The sequence below is a fragment of the Sphingomonas kyeonggiensis genome (assembly GCF_014196745.1).
Lineage (GTDB): Bacteria > Pseudomonadota > Alphaproteobacteria > Sphingomonadales > Sphingomonadaceae > Sphingomonas > Sphingomonas kyeonggiensis.
This window is the reverse complement of record NZ_JACIEH010000002.1, coordinates 230,611-249,746: the sequence shown is the minus strand read 5'-3', so window position 1 is coordinate 249,746 and position 19,136 is coordinate 230,611. Positions and strand designations below refer to the sequence as shown.

Annotated in this window: 21 protein-coding genes and 2 riboswitches; of the genes, 9 read left to right on the top strand and 12 right to left on the bottom strand. The window is 66.8% G+C overall.

The genetic code is table 11. The features are described 5' to 3' along the window. The first annotated feature begins 182 nt into the window (after positions 1–182). On the top strand, positions 183–980 hold the full coding sequence (locus tag GGR46_RS10280) for a flagellar basal body-associated FliL family protein (RefSeq protein WP_183997363.1): 798 nt from the start codon (positions 183–185) through the stop codon (positions 978–980). 47 nt (positions 981–1,027) lie between these two features. Further along, positions 1,028–1,933 (top strand): EamA family transporter, encoded by a 906-nt coding sequence (locus tag GGR46_RS10275; protein WP_183997361.1) that lies wholly within the window; start codon positions 1,028–1,030, stop codon positions 1,931–1,933. A gap of 119 nt (positions 1,934–2,052) precedes the next feature. Here GGR46_RS10275 and GGR46_RS10270 read toward each other — a convergent pair whose 3' ends face one another. Both GGR46_RS10270 and GGR46_RS10265 read right to left on the bottom strand, forming a co-directional pair. Beyond that, on the bottom strand, positions 2,053–2,634 hold the full coding sequence (locus GGR46_RS10270; protein ID WP_183997359.1) for a DUF938 domain-containing protein: 582 nt from the start codon (positions 2,632–2,634) through the stop codon (positions 2,053–2,055). After that, positions 2,631–3,149 carry a CcdC protein domain-containing protein gene (locus tag GGR46_RS10265; protein WP_183997357.1) on the bottom strand — a complete coding sequence of 173 codons (519 nt, stop codon included), beginning with the start codon at positions 3,147–3,149 and terminating at the stop codon, positions 2,631–2,633. The genes GGR46_RS10270 and GGR46_RS10265 overlap by 4 nt, the downstream gene beginning before the upstream one ends. 129 nt (positions 3,150–3,278) lie before the next feature. On the opposite strand from GGR46_RS10265, the gene GGR46_RS10260 reads away from it, so the two are divergent. Further along, a complete protein-coding gene (locus tag GGR46_RS10260; RefSeq protein ID WP_183997355.1) occupies positions 3,279–3,752 on the top strand; it encodes a methyltransferase family protein in 474 nt (157 codons plus the stop codon). Between the two features lie 45 nt (positions 3,753–3,797). Here GGR46_RS10260 and GGR46_RS10255 read toward each other — a convergent pair whose 3' ends face one another. Beyond that, the gene (locus GGR46_RS10255; RefSeq protein WP_183997354.1) at positions 3,798–4,124 is read right to left on the bottom strand and encodes a phage tail protein; all 327 of its coding nucleotides are present in this window, start codon (positions 4,122–4,124) and stop codon (positions 3,798–3,800) included. A gap of 99 nt (positions 4,125–4,223) precedes the next feature. On the opposite strand from GGR46_RS10255, the gene GGR46_RS10250 reads away from it, so the two are divergent. Continuing rightward, entirely contained in the window at positions 4,224–5,141 is a 918-nt protein-coding gene (locus GGR46_RS10250; protein WP_221262698.1) for an oxygenase MpaB family protein, read from the top strand. A 1,078-nt stretch (positions 5,142–6,219) separates the two neighbouring features. On the opposite strand, the gene gcvPB is transcribed toward GGR46_RS10250, so the two are convergent. The 6 genes from gcvPB to GGR46_RS10215 all read right to left on the bottom strand — a co-directional run bounded on the left by gcvPB (position 6,220) and on the right by GGR46_RS10215 (position 12,136). After that, entirely contained in the window at positions 6,220–7,794 is a 1,575-nt protein-coding gene (gene gcvPB / locus GGR46_RS10240; protein WP_183997351.1) for an aminomethyl-transferring glycine dehydrogenase subunit GcvPB, read from the bottom strand. Then, on the bottom strand, positions 7,791–9,149 hold the full coding sequence (gene gcvPA, locus GGR46_RS10235) for an aminomethyl-transferring glycine dehydrogenase subunit GcvPA (protein ID WP_183997350.1): 1,359 nt from the start codon (positions 9,147–9,149) through the stop codon (positions 7,791–7,793). The genes gcvPB and gcvPA overlap by 4 nt, the downstream gene beginning before the upstream one ends. A gap of 2 nt (positions 9,150–9,151) precedes the next feature. Then, positions 9,152–9,634, bottom strand: coding sequence for a hypothetical protein (locus tag GGR46_RS10230; protein WP_183997348.1), 483 nt, complete (start codon positions 9,632–9,634; stop codon positions 9,152–9,154). Positions 9,635–9,648: 14 nt separating this feature from the next. Beyond that, positions 9,649–10,020 carry a glycine cleavage system protein GcvH gene (gene gcvH, locus GGR46_RS10225; protein WP_183997346.1) on the bottom strand — a complete coding sequence of 124 codons (372 nt, stop codon included), beginning with the start codon at positions 10,018–10,020 and terminating at the stop codon, positions 9,649–9,651. After that, complete coding sequence (gene gcvT, locus GGR46_RS10220; RefSeq protein ID WP_183997344.1) at positions 10,020–11,183, bottom strand: glycine cleavage system aminomethyltransferase GcvT; 1,164 nt, start codon at positions 11,181–11,183, stop codon at positions 10,020–10,022. The genes gcvH and gcvT overlap by 1 nt, the downstream gene beginning before the upstream one ends. 68 nt (positions 11,184–11,251) lie before the next feature. Further along, a riboswitch (glycine riboswitch) is annotated at positions 11,252–11,341 on the bottom strand. A gap of 1 nt (position 11,342) precedes the next feature. Further along, positions 11,343–11,431: riboswitch (glycine riboswitch) on the bottom strand. Positions 11,432–11,488: 57 nt separating this feature from the next. After that, positions 11,489–12,136, bottom strand: a complete 648-nt coding sequence (locus GGR46_RS10215) for a hypothetical protein (protein ID WP_183997342.1) — start codon at positions 12,134–12,136, stop codon at positions 11,489–11,491. Between the two features lie 107 nt (positions 12,137–12,243). Between GGR46_RS10215 and ispH the strand changes: the two genes are divergently transcribed. The 4 genes from ispH to GGR46_RS10195 all read left to right on the top strand — a co-directional run bounded on the left by ispH (position 12,244) and on the right by GGR46_RS10195 (position 16,112). Then, the gene (ispH, locus tag GGR46_RS10210) at positions 12,244–13,197 is read left to right on the top strand and encodes a 4-hydroxy-3-methylbut-2-enyl diphosphate reductase (RefSeq protein WP_183997340.1); all 954 of its coding nucleotides are present in this window, start codon (positions 12,244–12,246) and stop codon (positions 13,195–13,197) included. Positions 13,198–13,280: 83 nt separating this feature from the next. Further along, a complete protein-coding gene (gene thrB, locus GGR46_RS10205) occupies positions 13,281–14,249 on the top strand; it encodes a homoserine kinase (RefSeq protein WP_183997338.1) in 969 nt (322 codons plus the stop codon). Next, complete coding sequence (rnhA, locus tag GGR46_RS10200; protein ID WP_183997337.1) at positions 14,246–14,686, top strand: ribonuclease HI; 441 nt, start codon at positions 14,246–14,248, stop codon at positions 14,684–14,686. The genes thrB and rnhA overlap by 4 nt, the downstream gene beginning before the upstream one ends. A gap of 64 nt (positions 14,687–14,750) precedes the next feature. After that, positions 14,751–16,112 (top strand): class I SAM-dependent methyltransferase, encoded by a 1,362-nt coding sequence (locus GGR46_RS10195; protein WP_343058104.1) that lies wholly within the window; start codon positions 14,751–14,753, stop codon positions 16,110–16,112. Between the two features lie 13 nt (positions 16,113–16,125). Here the strand turns inward: GGR46_RS10195 and GGR46_RS10190 are convergent, their stop codons facing one another. The 3 genes from GGR46_RS10190 to GGR46_RS10180 form a co-directional block, all read right to left on the bottom strand. Continuing rightward, entirely contained in the window at positions 16,126–16,851 is a 726-nt protein-coding gene (locus GGR46_RS10190; protein WP_183997336.1) for a DUF6683 family protein, read from the bottom strand. A 101-nt stretch (positions 16,852–16,952) separates the two neighbouring features. After that, positions 16,953–17,312, bottom strand: a complete 360-nt coding sequence (locus GGR46_RS10185; RefSeq protein WP_183997335.1) for an STAS/SEC14 domain-containing protein — start codon at positions 17,310–17,312, stop codon at positions 16,953–16,955. 41 nt (positions 17,313–17,353) lie between these two features. Further along, positions 17,354–17,764 (bottom strand): acyl-CoA thioesterase, encoded by a 411-nt coding sequence (locus GGR46_RS10180; RefSeq protein ID WP_246426029.1) that lies wholly within the window; start codon positions 17,762–17,764, stop codon positions 17,354–17,356. A 202-nt stretch (positions 17,765–17,966) separates the two neighbouring features. Here GGR46_RS10180 and GGR46_RS10175 point away from each other — a divergent pair, with 202 nt between their 5' ends. After that, complete coding sequence (locus GGR46_RS10175; RefSeq protein ID WP_183997334.1) at positions 17,967–19,136, top strand: glycoside hydrolase family 88/105 protein; 1,170 nt, start codon at positions 17,967–17,969, stop codon at positions 19,134–19,136.

Below are 19,136 nucleotides of genomic sequence, written 5' to 3'. Positions count from 1 at the left end.
CCGATGTTCAACCAGTTGGTTGTGCGATTCATTGAATCTCTTGAATCACCCATGCGTGCGCGAAGCCCCGACCGGCCCAGCTTCGTCGTGACAAATCAAATCCTACATTGCCAGCCCGATCCGGGGGGCGACTTGATTCGAAGGGACGGGCCCGCTCTACTGCCCGAAGGGGGGATCAGGGCATGCAACAACGGGATGTGGCGCCGCGCGAGGTCTCGCGCTCGGGACTGGCGATCGGGATCGCCGTGCTGCTGCTCGCCGCCCTGGGCATTGGCGGCGCCTGGTGGTTCGTCACCAGGCTGCAGCAGCAGGAGCGATCGCCCGAGGGCATCGCCGAATCGATCCTGCGCGACCGCAAGGCGGCGCCCTTCTTCGAGGCGCTGCGCGACAATTACCCCAGGGAGTTCGCCGATTACACGGCGCTGCTCTCGAAACGGGTGCGCGAAGGGGCGACCCGCGAGCAGATCCGCGGCGAGAGCCTCACCTGGATGGGCGCGGTCACCGATCGCCACCTGGGCGAGTTCGTGCAGGCCCCGCATGGCGACCTGAACCTCTATCGCCAGATGGAGATCCAGCTGGTCGAGACGATGCAGCAGGAGGATGTCCGGCTGTGCGGCCAATATGTGATGGGCACGCTGAAGCCCGGCACCCATTATCCGCCCAGGACGGCCGAGCGGCTGATCGAGACGGCGGCGGCATGGATCACCGCCTCGGCGGGCGGGCGCGACCATCCCGCCAACCGCAAGATTCCCAAAGGCGAGGTCTCGGAGGCCGACGCCGTCGCGCTGGTCACGGAGATGCGGCGTGTCGGCGCCAGCCAGGCCGATCTCGACGTCTGGACCGATCCGGCAAGGCTCGCACGGGCACGGCCGGAACAGCAATGCGCGATCGGCCTGCATCTGCTGAACGGCATCGTCGAACTGCCGCACGAACGCAGCGACCGGGTGACCGGCTGGCTGGTCTCGCAAAAGTCGCGCTGAGCACCCCACGCATTGCCAGCGCCGGGCATGGCTCCTAACGCGCATCCGTGGGCGACGATCAGATATTGAAGGGCATAACGCTGCGGCTGTTCGCGGTCGCCTGCCTCGCGACCATGTCGGCGCTGATCAAGCTGGCCGAGATGCGCGGTGCCGGGCTGGTCGAGACGATGTTCCACCGCCAGCTCTGGGCGGTGCCGCTGGTAACCGCCTGGGTGGCGGCCGGGCCGGGGCTGGGATCGATCCGCACCAAGCGCTTCGGCGCACACGTCTCGCGCACGGCGGTGGGACTCACCGGCATGATCTTCACCTTCGGCGCGGTGCTGCTGCTGCCGCTGGCCGAGGCGGTGACCTTCCAGTTCACCGTGCCGATCTTCGCGACGATCCTGGGCGCGCTGCTGCTCAAGGAGCCGACCGGCTGGCATCGCTGGGGCGCGGTGGTGGTCGGTTTCCTCGGCGTGCTGATCGTCACCCAGCCGTGGAGCGCGCACATCCCGCTGTTCGGCGCGATGGTCGGCCTGCTCGCGGCATTGTTCGTGGCGATCGTCGCGATCCTGCTGCGCCAGATCGGCAAGACCGAGGCCACGGGCACGACGGTGTTCTGGTTCTCGGTCCTCTCGGTGCCGGTGCTGGCGATCCCCTATGCCTTCCAGTTCAAGGCGCATGATCCGGCAACCTGGGGCATCCTGGTGGGGATCGGGCTGATCGGCGGGGTGGGCCAGCTGGCGCTGACCGGATCGGTGCGCCACGCGCCCGTCAGCGCAGTGGTGCCGATGGACTATTCGAGCCTGATCTGGGGCACGCTCTATGGCTGGGCGATCTTCGGCATGTGGCCGAGCGGCTGGACCTGGCTGGGCGCCCCGGTGATCATCGCGAGCGGGCTGTACATCGTGTGGCGCGAGCGCAAGCGCGGCGTGGGGCCGGCAGTGACGAGCGCGGAGATGGAGCCGGTTTAAATCCCCCTTCCCCGTCTCCCGTCATCCCGACGAAAGTCGGAATCTCAGGCGATGGCGGGAAAGGAGCCGCACGAGATCCCGACTTTCGTCGGGATGACGGTTGCGGGTCCGGATGACGGCTATTGGCGCCGATACACCAGCATCAAATTGTTCGCCGGCATCTCGACCAGCCTTTCCAGCGACAGCCCCTGCGCCGCCGCGGCTTCGGTCACCGCTTCCACGAAGCGCAGCCCGAAGCGCGGGTCCCTTTCCTTGAGCCACAGCTCGAACTGCTCGTTCGACGGCGCGGTCTCCACGCCCTCGCGGCGATAGGGGCCGTAGAGGATCAGCGGGGCACCGGGGGCGAGCGCCTCCCCTGCCCCGGCGAGCAGCCCGAGCGTCGCTTCCCAGGGGCTGATATGGACCATGTTGACGCAGAGGATCGCATCCGCCGCCGGAAAATCGCCTGCGCTCGCATCGATCTCCAGCGGCGGCAGGATGTTCGCGCGCCCTTCGCTCCACGCCGCGATCGAGGCGAGCGCATCCCCATCGGGATCGCTCGGCTGCCAGGTCAGCGCGGGGAAGCGCCCGGCGAAGAAGGCGACATGCTCGCCGGTGCCGCTGGCGATCTCGAGCACCGTGCCCTGCGCAGGCAGCTCCTCGGCCAGCACCGCGGCGATCGGATCGCGGTTGCGCTCGGTGGCAGGGGCGTGGCGCTTCATGCCGCCCGCGCCTCCCCGAGCAGCCGGCGGGCGCGCAGGAACATCTCGACCCGCTGCATCGTCAGCATGCCGAGCGCGAAGGCGATCAGCACGTCGGTCATCGCCATCACGTCGAAATGCATGCCGGGGATGCCCAGCGTCTCGGCATTGCGGGCGAGCGAGCGGACCAGGACGAGCACGAGGATGAAGGCCATCGCGGCGAGCGAGCCCTTTTGCGAGATCTCGTGCGTCTCCGGATTGACCGTGATGCGCATCATCCGGCCGCGCTGCCAGCCGAGCGCGGCGCCGGCGAGCAGCGCGGCGGCGGCGATCGCCCAGGTCATCGGCGCGGGCGGGATGCGCCAGAAGGTGAAACCGGCGATCAGCACATAGAGCGCGGGCACGATCCACAGCCGCTCGATCTTCAGCGGCCGCTCGCGCGACAGGCGGCGGAAGCGCAGCGCGAGGACCACCAGGATGATCGCGACCGGGATGAGCTGGTAGAGCGGATTTGGATGGAATGGCTGGCCGTGCATTGGATTCCCCCGGAAACTTGCATGTGATCTATATAAGTAATACACTTCATATGCCAGCCGAGTTGCGTGGCAAAGGCAAGAGGATTGCGCATGCGTTCACGCCGGTCCATCAGGACGCCCGGAGGGTTCATGGACGTCGAACAGGATAGCGCAGGCGTGAAATTCGCGCCGGCCGCTGCTTTCATCGGGACATTGGTGGTGGGGCTGGCGCTCGGCAAATTGCTGGGCAGCCCCGACCTGCCGCTCAACCATGCGAGCGAGCGCGGGCTGGGATCGCTGGCGACCCTGCTCGGCGTGGGGATCATGCTGTCCGCCGTCGGGCTGTTCCGCGCCGCCGGGACCGACCCCAAGCCGTGGAAGCGCACGACCGCGCTGGTGACCGACGGCGTCTATCGCTGGTCGCGCAACCCGATGTATTTCGGGATGGCGCTGGCCTATGCCGGCGTGACGATCTGGATGGACAGCCTGGTGACGTTGCTGCTGCTGATCCCGCTGATCCTGGTGATCCAGCGCGAAGTGATCGAGCGCGAGGAAGCCTATCTCGCCGCGAAGTTCGGCGAGCGCTATCTCAGCTACAAGTCAGCCGTGCGCCGTTGGATTTAAGCGCGACGCGCTCAGGGGGCTGGATCTGAGACCCCGGCCCGGCGCTCAGGGGCGCCGGGGAAAGTCGCCCCGGACCGCGACGCAGTAGCGCAGGCGCTTTTCCCTATCGACCGCCGGCTGCGGAATCACCTTGCGCAGATCGGGCACCGCGAAGCTGCTGGCGCCGTCGCCGCCATAGCTGTTGCCGAACAGCGCATAGAGCGCCGGCTGGCTGCGGATCGGCATCAGCTGGCCATTGGCCTCCACCCAGCCCTCCGGGCAGAAGTTGAAGGCGAAGAGCCGGACCTCGCCGACGGTGACGCCCTCCTGGGCATGCGCGGGCAGCGAGACGGCAGCGGCGGCGAGTGCGGCCGCGAAGAACATGATCTTCATGTCGGATCCCCCAATGGATTTGGCGCGCAGGCTGCGCTGTCCCGAGCCCGCGGACAATCGGCATTTGAACGGTTCCGGGGGTATCGGCGTTGACCCGGCATGACCGCGCTCTCGCTTCCCAGACCCATGCTCCGCCGGATCGGCGCGGCGGCGGGCGAGATGATGGGCTCGGCACCCGGCATGGACTTCGACTTTGCGGTGCCGCGGGGCGAGCCGGCGCTGGTGCCGGCGGACTCAGTATCGTGGCGGGTGTTCAAGAATCCCGTCACCCTGTTCATCGGCGGCGTGGCGGCGGTGATCCTCGAGTTGGCCGAGCCGGGCGTGCGCGACGGGGTGTGGCAGCATTCGAGCTTCCGCACCGATGCGCTGACCCGGTTGCGGCGGACCGGGCTCGCGGCGATGATGAGCGTCTATGGCCCCCGGAGCCGCGCCGAGGCGATGATCGCCGGGGTGGTACGGGCGCACGAGCGGGTGACCGGCGTCACCAGCGAGGGCGCGCCCTACCGCGCGAACGATTCGGTGCTGCTCGACTGGGTGCAGGCGACCGCCTCCTTTGGCTTCATCCGCGCCTATCACGCCTATGCCCAGCCGCTCAGCTACCGCGAGCGCGACAGCGCGCTGGCCGAAGGCGCGGTGGTGGCGCGGCTCTATGGCGCGACAGGTGCGCCGGCGAGCGAGGCGAAGATGGCGGCGCTGTTCGCGAAGATGGACGCGCGGCTGGTGCCCTCGCCCATCATCCACGAGTTCCTGGCGATCATGCGCGCGGTGCCCGCCCTGCCGCGGGTGGCCCGGCCGTTCCAGCGGATGCTGCTGCGCGCATCGGTGTCGCTGCTGCCCGATGCGCTGATCGACCGGCTAGGGCTGGAGGCATGGCGGCTGCGCCGGTTCGAACGGCAGCTGGTGCGCGCGGTGGCGCGGGTGGCGAACCGGGTGCCGCTGCTGGATGCGCCGCCGGCCAAGGCGAGCGAGCGGCTGGGATTGCCGGGGGATTGGTTGTGGCGGGGGTCACAGATTTAACCTCCATCACCGAACGGCCACCGGAGAGTTACTCAAGCCCAAGAATAATCTACTCTAACCGTTCCCTTACGCCGCGGCGGGACGAAGCCCAAGCACTTCGATCATGCGGAGCGCGGAATCAAAACAAGGCAGAGATGCAAGCACTCGTATCCCAGAGCCAGTTACCTCGTCGCTTGCTTCATATAGATATAGACCGCTACGATCTTCGCTAATTCCGTTGTCGGCTAGAGTACGCCCCGACAATTCGGATAGATAAACTTGCGTGCCTGTTGGCGTTGTCCCGACAATTAGGAACTCATCCATGGCTCGTGCTCCCGCCCCTCGCGCTCTACCACGCCTTTCAGCGTCACAACTCGCCGACTATCTGGTCGCCGCGACGCCCGTAGGCCAGATGGGGATTCTACGACAAGCGAAAAATCCTGGTCCAAATCGGCCACTTATAATCCAATATCAGCATGCGCGTCGCACAATTGCAGAATGCTTAAGGGATCGCAGCAACCTAAATCGTATCTCCGCTCGATCCATTGTGGATCTGGAAGACCGACGCGATAATGCCAATCATGGACCATTGGTGCGTGACGACGCCCAACGATGTATCGACGTCATCGAAGCGTTTCAGCGGGCAACAAACGAACTGGACCTCTGGGGAACCGAGTACCGTGAACCCCAATTGCCATCACCGACACTGAATATTGCAGGCGTAGAAATCTCGGTGTCTCCTGACGTTGTGGCGCTTTCACGGGGGCGCACCGATGATCGTGTGGGACAGGCATTCATTCGTTGCACCATCGGCACACCAGGCGATGCTGCGGAAAACCGAAGGGCAGAGGCCAATGGCCACCTTGCTACGATAGCCCATCTACATACCGCCCAGTATCTAGCGTATTTGGGAACCCCACACGCTCCGACCTCAATGGTAATCGATGTTCCTCGTCGCGCCGTAGTTCGCGGACCAGTCAACTCGGCACGCCGCATTGCAAACATTGAGGCTGCTTGCGCAATGATCGCCGCTGTTTGGCCTGTGGTTTAGCCCCCTCTTGGATCCGCCCCTCCCCTAAAGGGGAGGGGCTAGAGCAAGTTACTCCGCAGCTTCCGCCGTCACCGCCCCCTTCCACGCCAGCACCGGCTTGCGCGCGGCGAGCGTCTCGTCGAGGCGGCGGCGCGGGGCGAAGTGCGGGGCGGTCTTGATCGTCGGGTCGCCATTCTTGGCGCGGGCAGCCACGCTGCGGAACGCGCCGATGAACTGGTCGAGCGCCGCCTTGGACTCGGTCTCGGTCGGCTCCACCAGCATCGCACCGTGGACGACGAGCGGGAAATACACCGTCATCGGGTGATAGCCCTCGTCGATCAGCCCCTTGGCGATGTCGATGGTCGACAGGCCCTCGGGCAGGCCCTTATCGCTGAAGATCGCCTCGTGCATGCACGGGCCGTACTTGGCGAACGGCGCCTCCAGCACGTCGGTCATCGAGCGCAGGATATAGTTGGCGTTGAGCACCGAATCCTCGGCGACCTGGCGCAGGCCGTCCGCGCCGTGGCTGAGGATATAGGTCAGCGCACGGGTGAACATGCCCATCTGGCCGTTGAACGCGGTCATGCGGCCGAAGGTGCCGGCATGATGCTCGCCTGCGGTTTCCTCCTCGACGAGGTGGAACTTGTCGCCCTGCTTCTCGACGAACGGCAGCGGCGCATAGGGCGCCAGCGCCGCCGACAGCACGACCGGGCCCGAGCCCGGGCCGCCGCCGCCATGCGGGGTCGAGAAGGTCTTGTGCAGGTTGATGTGCATCGCGTCGACGCCGAGATCGCCCGGGCGGACCCGGCCGACGATCGCGTTGAAGTTGGCGCCGTCGCAATAGACATAGCCGCCCGCCGCATGCACCGCGTCCGAGATCGCCTTCATGTCGCGCTCGAACAGGCCGCAGGTATTGGGGTTGGTGATCATCACGCCGGCGATGTCCGGCCCCAGCCGCGCCTTGAGCGCTTCGAGGTCGACGCGGCCGTCCTCGGTGGCGGGAATGTCCTCGACCGAGAAGCCGGCGAACGCCGCGGTTGCCGGGTTGGTGCCGTGTGCGCTGGTCGGCACGAGCAGGATCTTGCGGTGCTGCTGGCCCTGCGCGTCGAGCGCCGAGCGGATCGCGAGGATGCCGCAGAGCTCGCCATGCGCGCCGGCCTTGGGGCTCATCGCCACCGCCTGCATGCCGGTGAGCGTGATCAGCCAGTGGGCGAGCTGGTCAATGACCTCCAGCGCGCCCTGCACCGTGTCTACGGGCGCGAGCGGGTGGATGTCCGCGAAGCCCGGCAGGCGCGCCATGCGCTCGTTGAGGCGCGGATTGTGCTTCATCGTGCACGAGCCGAGCGGGAACAGGCCCAGGTCGATCGCGTAGTTCTGGCGGCTCAGGCGGGTATAGTGGCGCACCGTCTCGGGCTCGGACAGGCCGGGCAGGCCGATTTCGGCGCTACGCTCGAGGCCGCCGAGGCGCGAAGGCGCCGCAGGAACTTCGCCGAAATCGACGCCGGTGGTCTCGGACGAGCCGATCTCGAAGATCAGCGCCTCGTCGAGCATCAGCGCGCGGTTGCCGGTGAAGGTCGAGAGGTCGCCCGCCTCACCCGCTTCGGGGGTGGTGGGGCGCCAGCCGGACTGGTTGATCGTGCTCATGCCAGCACCTCCTGGAGCGCGGAGGCAAGCGTCTCGACGTCCTCCTGCGTAGTGGTTTCGGTGACCGCGACGATCAGGCCGTTGGCGAGAGCGTCGGCGCCCGGATAGAGGCGGCCGAGCGATACGCCGGCCAGGATGCCCTGATCGGCAAGCTGGCGCACGACCGGGCGCGCTTCCTTCGACAGCTTGAGCGTGAACTCGTTGAAGAAGGTCGGGGTGACCAGCTCGACGCCCGGCACCGAAGCCAGGCGGTCAGCGGCGGCCGAGGCCGTGGCGTGGTTGATCGCGGCGAGCTGGCGCAGGCCCTTCTCGCCGAGCAGCGTCATGTGCACCGACATGGCGAGCGCGCACAGCACCGAGCTGGTGCAGATGTTCGACGTCGCCTTCTCGCGGCGGATATGCTGCTCGCGGGTGCTGAGCGTCAGCACATAGCCGCGCTTGCCCTCGGCATCGACGGTCTCGCCACAGAGCCGGCCCGGCATCTGGCGCACGAGCTTCTCCGAGCAGGCGAACAGGCCGACATAGGGGCCACCGAACTGCAGGCCGACGCCGAGCGACTGGCCTTCGCCGACCACGATGTCCGCGCCCATCTCGCCCGGCGCCTTGATCGCGCCCAGCGCCACCGGCTCGGTGACGACGGCGACGAGCAGCGCCTTCTTCGCATGCGCGGCTTCGGCAAGCTTGGACAGGTCGGCGATGCGGCCGAGAATGTCGGGATACTGGACCACGACGCACGAGGTGTCGTCGTCGATCTGGGCGATCAGGTCATCGGTGTCCGGAGTCAGGCTCAGCGTCGGCAGCGACGTGACGAGCTGATCGCCGGTGAACTTCGCCATGGTGTTGGCGACCGAGACATAGTGCGGGTGCAGGCCGCCCGAAAGGATCGCCTTGCCGCGCTTGGTGACGCGGCGGGCCATGGTGATGGCTTCCCAGCACGCGGTCGAGCCGTCGTACATCGAGGCGTTCGCCACGTCGCAGCCGAGCAGCCGCGCGATCTGCGACTGGAACTCGAACATCATCTGCAGCGTGCCCTGCGCGATTTCCGGCTGGTAGGGCGTGTAGGCGGTGAGGAACTCGCCGCGCTGGATGATGTGATCGACGCTGGCCGGCACATGGTGGCGATAGGCACCGGCACCGAGGAAGAAGGGCGCTGCCCCCGCCGCCAGGTTCTTCGCGGCGAGCTTCGTCATATGGCGTTCGACGGCGAGCTCGCTGGCATGCATCGGCAGGCCGGGGATCGGACCGTCGAGCACGGCGCTGGCAGGCACATCGACGAAGAGATCGTCGATCGACTTGGCGCCGATGACGCCGAGCATCGCCTCGCGATCGGGCTGGGTAAGGGGCAGGTAGCGCATTTTTACCTTCTCGATGAAGTGGCAGGCGCGCCTTCGGACTCGGTCCAGGCGCGGATATCGGTGGGCTGGATACCGTAGCTGTGCTCGGCGTCGGCGACGCCGGTGCAGCCATCCTTGGAGATGGTGCCGGTCATCACGACATAGCTGTTTTGCAGCGATTCGGCCTTGTGGACGAATGCGTATCCCGCCTCATCTTGCGGTTTGAACCCAAGCGGCATGAATTTCATGACACGCTCGCTCGCCTTCGCGGTGTCATGGAGTTCGGGTCGCTGGCTTAGTTCCTGATAGGTCGTCCATGCACGCCCGAAGGCTATCCACCCCGCTTTGTGGGCGGCGAGAGAACAACCTTCGATGACCGTGCACTGGCCGAGATACCCCATCGCCTGAACAGGCTTGCCTTTGTAGGCGTCGCACTGGGCGAGAATATCCGCGACCTTGACCTGCGGCGCGGTGGCGCCGCACCCTGTTGCCAGGAGCAGGATCAAGGCCGCAGCGTGCCTCACAGCTTCGAGACGTAGTCCTGATAGGCGCTGTCGTTCATCAGGCTGTCGAGCTCGCTGGTGTCGGCGAGCGTCAGCCTGAAGAACCAGCCTTCGCCTTCGGGGTCTTCGTTGACCAGAGCGGGGTTGTCGGCGAGCGCTTCGTTGCCCTCGATGACGGTGCCCGAGACGGGAGCATACACGTCGGACGCGGCCTTGACCGACTCGACCACGGCGGCGTCGTCGCCCTTGCTCACGACCTTGCCCTCATCGGGCACTTCGACGAACACGATGTCGCCGAGCTGGCTCTGGGCGTATTCGGTGATACCGACCGTCGCGGTGTCGCCGTCGACGTCGATCCACTCATGATCTTCGGTGAAATAGCGGCTCATCAGGCTCCCTTTCTGACGTACTTGTGGGCGACGAAGGGCATCTTCACGACCTCCGCCGAATGGATCTTGCCACGCTGGGCAAGGGTGATCTTGGTGCCGGGCTCCGCCTGCGCGGCGGGGACATAGGCCATGGCGATCGGCTTCTGCAGCGTCGGCGCGAAGCCGCCGCTGGTGACCTTGCCGACTTCATTGCCGTCGGCGTCGACGACCAGCCCGCCCTCCCGGACCGGCTGGCGGCCTTCGACGACCAGGCCGACGCGCTTGAGGATCGGGCCGTTCTCGCGCTCGAGCATGATGCGCGCATGGCCGGGGAAGCCGCCTTCCTCGCGGCGGCGCTTCTTGAGCGCGAAGCCCAGGGCAGCTGCAACCGGCGTGGTCTCGGTATCGAGATCATGGCCGTAGAGCGGCAGGTCCGCCTCGAGCCGCAGCGAATCGCGGGCGCCGAGGCCGATCGGCTTCACTTCGGGCTGGGCGGTGATCGCGTCCGCAAGCGCCTCGGCGCCTTCGACCGGCACCGAGATCTCGAATCCGTCCTCGCCGGTATAGCCCGAGCGGCTGATCCACAGGTCGTGACCCTGCCACTGGAAAGCGGCACCCTGCATGAAGACGAGGGCGGAGACGCCGGGGATCACCCGCTCCAGCGCCGCGGCGGCCTCGGGACCCTGCAGCGCGAGCAGGGCGTGGTCTTCCATATGGTTGAGGCCGATCTCGTCGGCCAGGAACTCGCGGAAATGGGCGATGTCGTCCCATTTGCAGGCGCCGTTGACGACCATGTAGACTTCGCCTTCCTTGAGGCGGGTCAGCATCAGGTCGTCGAGGATGCCGCCATTCTCGGCCATCAACAGCGAATAGACCGGGTGGGAGAACTTCGCCGCCTGGATGTCGGCGGGCATCAGCGCCTCGAGCGCGGCCTCGACGCCTTCGCCGGTGAAGGTCAGCTGGCCCATGTGGCTGACATCGAACAGGCCGGCATGCTCGCGCACCCAGACATGCTCGGCCATGATGCCTTCATACTGGACCGGCATCTCATAGCCGGCGAAGGGGACCATGCGGCCGCCCTTGTTGCGGTGCCACTGGTCGAGCGGGAGCTTGTGCAGCTCGATCTCGCCCTCTCCGCCTTCGGGATCGCCGCTGAGGGGCTGGTCCTGGATTTGCTGGCTCATCGGGGCACTCCGGATTCGAAGGGGATTCGACGGAGCGGCACGGAATCCTCGCGCGCCATTCCATCGCCCCCTCTGTCACGGAACCTGAGAGCTTTCGCCAGCATGCTGGCTTACCCCTTCGGTGGGACGTGGCCGGGCCGCGTCCGCTTTCCAGAGTGTCGTGTACGCGCGGTCCCTTGTGCCTGAGAGATTCCGGGGCGGTTGCTCCTTCGGCGGTGGGTTGCCCCACACTCTCCCGCGCGTGCCTGTCGACGGAGCGCAGCCTTGGCCGCGCCCCCGCTTCGAGTCAATTGCCTAGCGCGCAATCAGCGCGTGACGTTGTACTTCAGCTGGTCCTCGGTCAGCTGGAAGCCGATCAGCGCCTCGAAGGTCGCCGAGAGCACCGCGCCGCGGATCGAGGGATCGGCGAGCGGGTCCATCGCCGCCGCCTGATCGCCGGCCTTGCGCTTCTCGGTGAGCCGCTTGCGGACGTCTTCCGGCAGCGTCGCGGCGCTGCGATCGACATAGGTGGTGGCGGTGCCGCTGGTCTGCGCGCGCAGCTGGCCCGGCTCGAAATGCACGGTGACGCGGTTGATCCGCTTGGCGACCACCGAGCTGCCGCCGCGGACGACGGTGATGAAATAGGGGAAGCTGACGTCGCGCGCGCCATCGGCGCTCTGGCGGCGGGCCAGCACGTCGAACTTGACCGTGGTGACGACCTGGGGACCGGCATCGTCGCAGGTCGAGGTGACGTTGGTCATCACCGCGTTGACGTCGATCGCGCTCGCCTCGCGGCTGTTCGCCGGGTTGAAGATCGTCATGTCGCCGGTGCCGGCGGGAATCGCGACGTGCGGGCAGGCCGAGCGGACGGCAGTGACGCCGGCGCCACCGCCAGAGGCATCGATCTCGCCGGTTTTTGCACAGGCGCCGAGCGCAAGCGGGATCAGAGCGACAACGGCGAGCTTGCGGACCAAGACGGAAACCCTTTCAAACACACGGGACCAGAGGGGTCCAAAGCGGCGCGCACCATAGGAACCGCGTTGAGCCCGCGCAAGCAATCGCGTAGAGCCGCGGCAGAACTATGGCCGACACCGCAAAACCCTTTCTCGAGCTGCTGATCGCGGCGCCCCGTGGCTTCTGCGCAGGCGTGGACCGCGCAATCCGGATCGTCGAGCTGGCGATCGAGAAGTACGGCGCCCCCGTCTATGTGCGGCACGAGATCGTCCACAACAAATATGTCGTCGACAGCCTGAAGGCGCAGGGCGCGATCTTCGTCGAGGACCTCGACCAGGTGCCCGACGGCGTGCCGGTGGTGTTCTCCGCCCACGGCGTACCCAAGGCGGTGCCGGCCAAGGCGGAGGAGCGCGGCCTCGACTATCTCGACGCCACTTGCCCGCTCGTCTCCAAGGTGCACCGCCAGGCGGAGCGGCTGGTGAGCGGCGGGCGGCACATCCTGTTCATCGGCCATGCCGGCCATCCGGAGGTGATCGGCACCTTCGGCCAGGTGCCCGAAGGCGCGATGACCCTGGTCGAGACGCCGGCCGATGCCGAGGCGGTGCAGGTCTCCGATCCCGGCAACCTCGCCTTCCTGACCCAGACCACGCTTTCGGTGGACGACACCGCGGCGACGCTGGAAGTGCTCAAGCGGCGCTTTCCGGCGATCCTGGCGCCCGGGCCGAACGACATCTGCTATGCCACCACCAACCGCCAGGGCGCGGTGAAGGCGATCGCTTCCTCGGTCGACCTGATGCTGGTGATCGGCGGCAAGAACTCGTCCAACTCGCTTCGCTTGGTCGAAGTCGCCGAGCGGCAGGGCACCACCGCCTATCTGATCCCGCGCGCCGAGGATATCGACTGGGCGTGGTTCGAAGGCGTCGGCACCGTCGGGGTGAGCGCCGGTGCCTCGGCCCCCGAGCTGCTGGTCCGCGAGCTGGTCGACAAGCTTTCCGAGCGCTTCGAGGTGAGCGAGCGCGAAGTCGAGACGGTGCCCGAGAACGTCGTCTTCAAGCTGCCGAAGGGGCTGGAAGCGGCTTGATGCCCGTCCCAAGCACAACTGCGGTTGTGCGCGAGACGCATCCGGACGAAGGGTCGCCCCGTTCGAAGGGATAAGGGGGCAGCGTGGCGGTCTACACACAGGTATCGGCGGAAGCGCTGTCGGACTTTCTGGGGAAGTTCGATGTCGGCGAGCTGGCCTCGGCCAAGGGCATCGCCGAGGGCGTGGAGAATTCCAACTACCTGGTCGACACCACGAAGAGCCGCTTCATCCTGACGCTGTACGAGAAGCGCGTGGCCGAAGGGGACCTGCCCTATTTCATGGCGCTGCTCGAGCATCTGGCCGACAAGGGCCTGCCGGTGCCGCCGGCGGTGCCGGACCGCGATGGCACGCTGATCCACCAGCTTGAGGGTCGGCCGGCCTGCCTGATCCAGTTCCTGTCGGGCGTGTCCGTCTCGCATCCCACCGCCGCGCAGGCGCGGGCGGCCGGCGAAGCGCTGGGCAAGCTGCACAAGGCGGCCGGGGATTTCACGCTCGACCGGCCCAATTCGATGGGCTTCGATACCTGGCAGCCGCTGTTCGAGCGCTGCGGCCACAGCCTGAACGAGATTGCCCCCGGGCTGTACGACGATATCGGCTTCGCGCTCGACGGCGTCCGCTCGGCATGGCCGGGGGATCACATGGACCGCTGCGCGATCCATGCGGACCTGTTTCCGGACAATGTCCTGATGCTCGGCAACCGCGTGACCGGGCTGATCGACTTCTATTTCGCCTGCACCGACATCCGGATCTACGACCTCGCCATCACCCATGCCGCCTGGGCGTTCGATGCGAGCGGCCGCACCTATGACGCTGCGCTCGGCGACGCACTGATCGAAGGCTATTCGCAGAGCTTCCCGCTCAGCGACCTCGACCGTGCCGAATTCGGCACGCTCGCGACCGGCGCCTGCATCCGCTTCACGCTCTCGCGCGCCTGGGACTGGCTCAACACGCCGGCGGACGCGCTGGTCACGCGCAAGGATCCGCTCGCTTTCTGGCGGCGTGTGAAAATCTATGACAACGACCTCGGGAGCCGCCTAAAGACGCTCGCATGAGCGAACTGCAACATGTCGAAATCGCCACCGATGGCGCGTGCAAGGGCAATCCCGGAAAAGGCGGCTGGGGCGTGGTGCTACGGATGGGGAGCACCGAAAAGGAACTCTCCGGCGGCGAGGCGCACACGACCAACAACCGCATGGAGATGATGGCCGCGATCCAGGGCCTGAAGGCGCTCACGCGCCCCTGCCGCGTCACCCTCTCCACCGACAGCCGCTACGTGATGGACGGGCTGACCAAGTGGATCCATGGCTGGATGAAGAACGGCTGGAGGACCGCGGACAAGAAGCCGGTCAAGAATGCCGACCTCTGGCAGGAACTGCTCGCCGCCGCCAAGCCGCACCAGGTGAAATGGGTGTGGGTGAAGGGCCATGCCGGCCACCCGGACAATGAGCGCGCCGACAAGCTGGCCAGCGACGCCGCGATCGGCATGTGACCGGCAGCGGCGATTGGCCTATCGAACGGCCACGCCTCGATACTGATATTCCAGGAAGAACGACGTGACCGATCCGGTTTCCACTGATCCCCTGACCGAGGCACGCGCCGCGCTCGCCGAAGCGATGGCCCTGCACGAGCAGGGGAAGCTCGAAGGCGCCGAAGCCGGCTATCGCGCGGCGCTGGCCCAGGGCTATCGCCCGGCGGACGTGCTGCCGTTGCTCGCCGGCCTGCTCGGGCGCCTGACGCGCCCCGAAGACGCCCTTGCCGCCTGGGACCAGCTTCTCGCGATCGAGCCCGATCATGCGGTGGCGCTGCACGAGAAGGGGCTGACGCTGCACTGGCTCGGCCGCACCGCCGAGGCGATCGCGACGCTGGAGCGCACCTGCGCCGTCGATCCGGACAATCCGATCGCGATCGGCAATCTGGCCGTGGTGCTGGCCGATGCCGGCCGCAACCTCGAGGCGCTCCAGCATTTCCGCCGCGCGCTCGCGCTGCAGCCGGACAATCTGCACCTGCGCCATCAGGTCCGCCGACTCGGCTCGGGATCGGTGCCCTTCTGGCACATCCCGATGATGAACGACGCGCCGCGCAACGATGCGTTCGAGGACGCCATCAAGGCGGCGATCGCCGTCGCAGGCCCCGATGCACGCGTGCTCGACATCGGCGCAGGCAGCGGCCTGCTGTCGCTGATGGCCGCGCGAGCCGGGGCGCAAAAGGTGGTGGCGTGCGAGATGGAGCCAATGATCGCCGAGATGGCGCAGCACATCGTCGCGCAGAACGGCTATGCCGATCGCGTCACCGTCCATGCCAAGCCTTCGACCGAGCTCGCCGTGGGCGCGGAACTCGACGCGCCAGCCGATATCCTGGTCTCCGAAATCCTCTCGAGCGACCTGCTGACCGAGAAAGTGCTCGACACGTTCGAGGACGCCCATCGCCGCCTCCTCGCGCCCGAAGCGATCGTAATCCCGCGTGCGGCGAGCGCGATGGGGTGCCTGGTGGCGAGCGAGAACCTGGCCGACTATGCCTTTGTCGGCGCGGTCTCCGGGTTCGATCTTTCCGCCTTCACGGCCTTCGCCCCGCAGCGCCTGCCGATCCACGGCACGATGACCGGATGGGAGCGGCTGTCGGACGATCTGGAACTGGTACGGCTCGACCTAACGCAGAAGAAACACGACGCCACGCTCGCGCGGCTGTCGATCCCGGTCACCGCGAGCGGGCGCGCCATCGGCATCGTCCAGTGGATGCACATCGATCTGTGGGAAGGCGTGACGTTCGACAATCATCCGGATCGCTACACCGATGGCGGCTGGCTCCAGGTGCTGCACAGCTTTCCCGAGCCGATCGACGTGGCGGCGGGACAGACGCTCGACATCGCGGTCGGCCACGACCGGATCACGCTTATCCTGCTGCCGCTCGCCGAATAGCCGCCGCCGCGGATCAGCGGCTCAACAGGCCCTCCGCGCCGAAGCGCATGCGATCGGGATCCAGCCCGAGCCGTGCGAGGTTGGCGCGGCCCGACGCCTTGAGCCGAGCGCTGGCGACGGGATCGGGCTTCTGCCTGAGTTCGAGCCCCGCGGTCGCGGTGAACATGCCGGTGATCGCGAAAATCTCGTAGAGCTTCTGCTTCTCGGCATCCGAGGCGCCGGCGATGCCGGTTCCGTCCTGCAGCAGGCTGCGCATCTGCGCGATGAGCGGACGGGCCTGGTCCGGCTTCACTTCCACGCCGGTGACCGCCTCGTAGCTGGTCGCCACATAGAGCGCGAGCGCGGTCGGCAGATCGTTGTGCGGCTGGCCGAACATCTGTTCGATCCCGCCGAACCTGCCGAGCAGCTGGCGGAAGACGGCGGCGACTTCGCTGCGCTTGCCGGCCGGATATGCGGCGACCATCGCCGGGATCGCGGTTGCCCCAGGCGTCGAGGTGAATTGCAGTGCCCTGGTGGGTGCCGGCGCGGTGCGGGGCGCGGGCCTGGTCGGTTGCCTGGGCGCGGGCTCGGCCTTGTTGCCGAGCAGCGCCTTGGTCCGTGAGACGATGGTGCTGGCGTTCAGCGCGTTGTTGAAGGCGCCGCCGTCCATCAGATAGACGTTGACCATGTCCTGCGCCCGGGCGGGCATGCCCGCGAGCAGCGCCGCGCCGACAAGGATGGCCTTTACCGATCGAACCATGGCGTTCCCTCCTGCTCGCGCGAGCATAGCCGGACGGGAAGTCGGTCACACGGCGGAACGATCGCAACCCGTCGCAGCGGCGCGCCCGTTCACCGTGCGCCTCAGCCGGGTCGGCGGAGCAGCCAGGTGAGCGCGCTTTCGGCGCGACCGAAGATACGCAGATAGGGCTGGGTCATCTCGCGGCGGATCTGCATCCGCGCGATCGCGCTTTCGGTGACGATGGCGATGCGGCTGGCCACCGGGAAGCCGGCAAAGTGGCGGCGGAAGGCGGCCACCGCATCCTGCGCCTGCACGCCGCTGCGCCGCATGTCCATGCGCAGGAGATAGCCCGGCGCGAAACCCTCGGCATCGAACTGGTCGCGAAGCTTGCGGGCATAGTCGCCGACGGCATCGGGCTCGAACATGGCGAGCCACTCGATATCGAGCAGATTCAGCTCTTTACGGAACGCAACGCGGTACATGGCGCCGCTATCACCTTGAAAGGTTAAGAGATTCTGGACCGTCAGTCGTCAGATTTGACGAAGAACCTGTCGATCACGTCGCGCGCCAGCCGTGCCGGGCGCAGGGTTTCGGCGTCCAGGCAGCACCAGCTCGACTTGACCTCGGCCAGCACCTCGCCGCCGCGGCGGATCACCGTCTCGTAGAAGGCGCGGGCGCCCTGGACCTTCTCGAGCAGGACGGTCGCGACCACGTCGTCCTCGAGGAACGCCGGCTTGCGATAGGTGATCTCGTGCTTGAGCGCGACCCAGAGATGCTCGGCCACCGCCTCGACCGGCGCCAGCGCCTGCCAATGGGCGATCACCGCTTCCTGTACCCATTTCAGGTAGGAGGCGTTGTTCACATGCCCCATGAAGTCGATATCGTCCTGTGCGACGTCGATCGGAAATTCATAAGGAAGCGCGGTACCGGACATGATTTGCATCATAGTGCAAACGCCACTTCGAAGCGACTAAAATCCCCGGAAAACCATGCGTTTCGCGGAATCCGCGGATGCCGTAACGTCATCCGCGGCGGTGTGGCCCCGGGAAATTGGCCTTACCACTTGACTCGAACTCGTCGGACCAACATCGTTCGGGCATATCGCGATGACAGCGGTAGCAAGATGGGGATATCGGATGACACTGAAGCTCGCCGCCGCATTGGCCGGCGTCGCACTCGCCACGAGCACGAGCGGCATCGCCCGCCCCGTGGCACCGGCCGCGACGACCGCGCCCGCCCTGCCCAGCCGCGTACAGGTGATGGCGTCGCTGGAGCGCGTCGCCGACTGGCAGCTCACCCATCTCGACGACCTCAGCTACATGCCCGCCGCCCGGCCGAGCACCAAGCGTGCGCGCGACTGGCAGCAGGCGACCTTCTGGGTGGCGCTGACCCACCTTGCCGAGCGTTCGAGCAGCGTGCGCTACAAGGACGCGATCCTCTCCAAGGGCCGCGAGGAAGGCTGGCGGCTGGGCGACCGGCCCTATCATGCCGACGACCATGTCATCGGCGCCGCCTGGATCTGGGCGGCACGCCACGGCGCCGGCGCGCAGGCGCTCGCCCCGATGCGCGCGAGCTTCGACCGCATCCTCGCCACACCCAAGACCAACGACCTGAAGTTCGTCGCGCCGACCGGCGGCGATCCGGAATGCACCACCCGCTGGTGCTGGTGCGATGCGCTGTTCATGGCGCCGCCGACGCTCTGGGCGCTGAGCAAGGACACGAAGGACAAACGCTACGCCGCGTTCGCGGACCGGGAATATCGCGCGACCACCGACTATCTGTTCGACAAGTCGGAGGACCTGTACTTCCGCGACAGCCGCTTCTTCGACCAGCGCGGCGCACACAATGAAAAGCTGTTCTGGAGCCGCGGCAATGGCTGGGTGTTCTCCGGCCTCGCCCGGATAATCCCCGAGATCCCGGCCAAGGATCCGCGCCGGCCTTACTATGTGAAGCTGTTCAAGGAGATGGCGGCGAAGCTGGTCAGGCTCCAGCGCGGCAATGGCTATTGGCCACCCTCGCTGCTCGCCGATCCCGAGCGCTCGCAGGACGAATCGAGCGGCACCGGCTTCTACGTCCATGGCATGGCCTGGGGGATCAAGGCTGGTCTTCTCGATCGCAAGACCTATCTTCCCGCGGTTACAAAGGGTTGGGCGGCACTCGAAAGAGCCGTTCAGCCCAATGGCATGCTCGGCTGGGTACAGCAGGTGAGCGACAGGCCCGATGTGGTGAAGGCCGAGGACGCGCAATTCTACGGCACGGGCGCGTATCTGCTCGCCGGCGCCGCGGTCTATGATCTGACGAGGTAA

What these genes read in the sequence shown, in the direction of transcription:
- GGR46_RS10280 (WP_183997363.1), top strand. Translation starts at nt 183, where the DNA reads ATGCAACAACGGGATGTGGCGCCGCGCGAGGTCTCGCGCTCGGGACTG.
- GGR46_RS10175 (WP_183997334.1), top strand. Translation starts at nt 17,967, where the DNA reads ATGACACTGAAGCTCGCCGCCGCATTGGCCGGCGTCGCACTCGCCACG.
- gcvH (WP_183997346.1), bottom strand. Translation starts at nt 10,020, where the DNA reads ATGAGCCGCTATTTCACCGAAGATCATGAGTGGATCGACGTCGACGGC.
- GGR46_RS10260 (WP_183997355.1), top strand. Translation starts at nt 3,279, where the DNA reads ATGGACGTCGAACAGGATAGCGCAGGCGTGAAATTCGCGCCGGCCGCT.
- gcvT (WP_183997344.1), bottom strand. Translation starts at nt 11,183, where the DNA reads ATGAGCCAGCAAATCCAGGACCAGCCCCTCAGCGGCGATCCCGAAGGC.
- rnhA (WP_183997337.1), top strand. Translation starts at nt 14,246, where the DNA reads ATGAGCGAACTGCAACATGTCGAAATCGCCACCGATGGCGCGTGCAAG.
- GGR46_RS10255 (WP_183997354.1), bottom strand. Translation starts at nt 4,124, where the DNA reads ATGAAGATCATGTTCTTCGCGGCCGCACTCGCCGCCGCTGCCGTCTCG.
- GGR46_RS10270 (WP_183997359.1), bottom strand. Translation starts at nt 2,634, where the DNA reads ATGAAGCGCCACGCCCCTGCCACCGAGCGCAACCGCGATCCGATCGCC.
- GGR46_RS10180 (WP_246426029.1), bottom strand. Translation starts at nt 17,764, where the DNA reads ATGTCCGGTACCGCGCTTCCTTATGAATTTCCGATCGACGTCGCACAG.
- GGR46_RS10190 (WP_183997336.1), bottom strand. Translation starts at nt 16,851, where the DNA reads ATGGTTCGATCGGTAAAGGCCATCCTTGTCGGCGCGGCGCTGCTCGCG.
- GGR46_RS10185 (WP_183997335.1), bottom strand. Translation starts at nt 17,312, where the DNA reads ATGTACCGCGTTGCGTTCCGTAAAGAGCTGAATCTGCTCGATATCGAG.
- GGR46_RS10265 (WP_183997357.1), bottom strand. Translation starts at nt 3,149, where the DNA reads ATGCACGGCCAGCCATTCCATCCAAATCCGCTCTACCAGCTCATCCCG.
- GGR46_RS10250 (WP_221262698.1), top strand. Translation starts at nt 4,224, where the DNA reads ATGACCGCGCTCTCGCTTCCCAGACCCATGCTCCGCCGGATCGGCGCG.
- ispH (WP_183997340.1), top strand. Translation starts at nt 12,244, where the DNA reads ATGGCCGACACCGCAAAACCCTTTCTCGAGCTGCTGATCGCGGCGCCC.
- gcvPA (WP_183997350.1), bottom strand. Translation starts at nt 9,149, where the DNA reads ATGCGCTACCTGCCCCTTACCCAGCCCGATCGCGAGGCGATGCTCGGC.
- gcvPB (WP_183997351.1), bottom strand. Translation starts at nt 7,794, where the DNA reads ATGAGCACGATCAACCAGTCCGGCTGGCGCCCCACCACCCCCGAAGCG.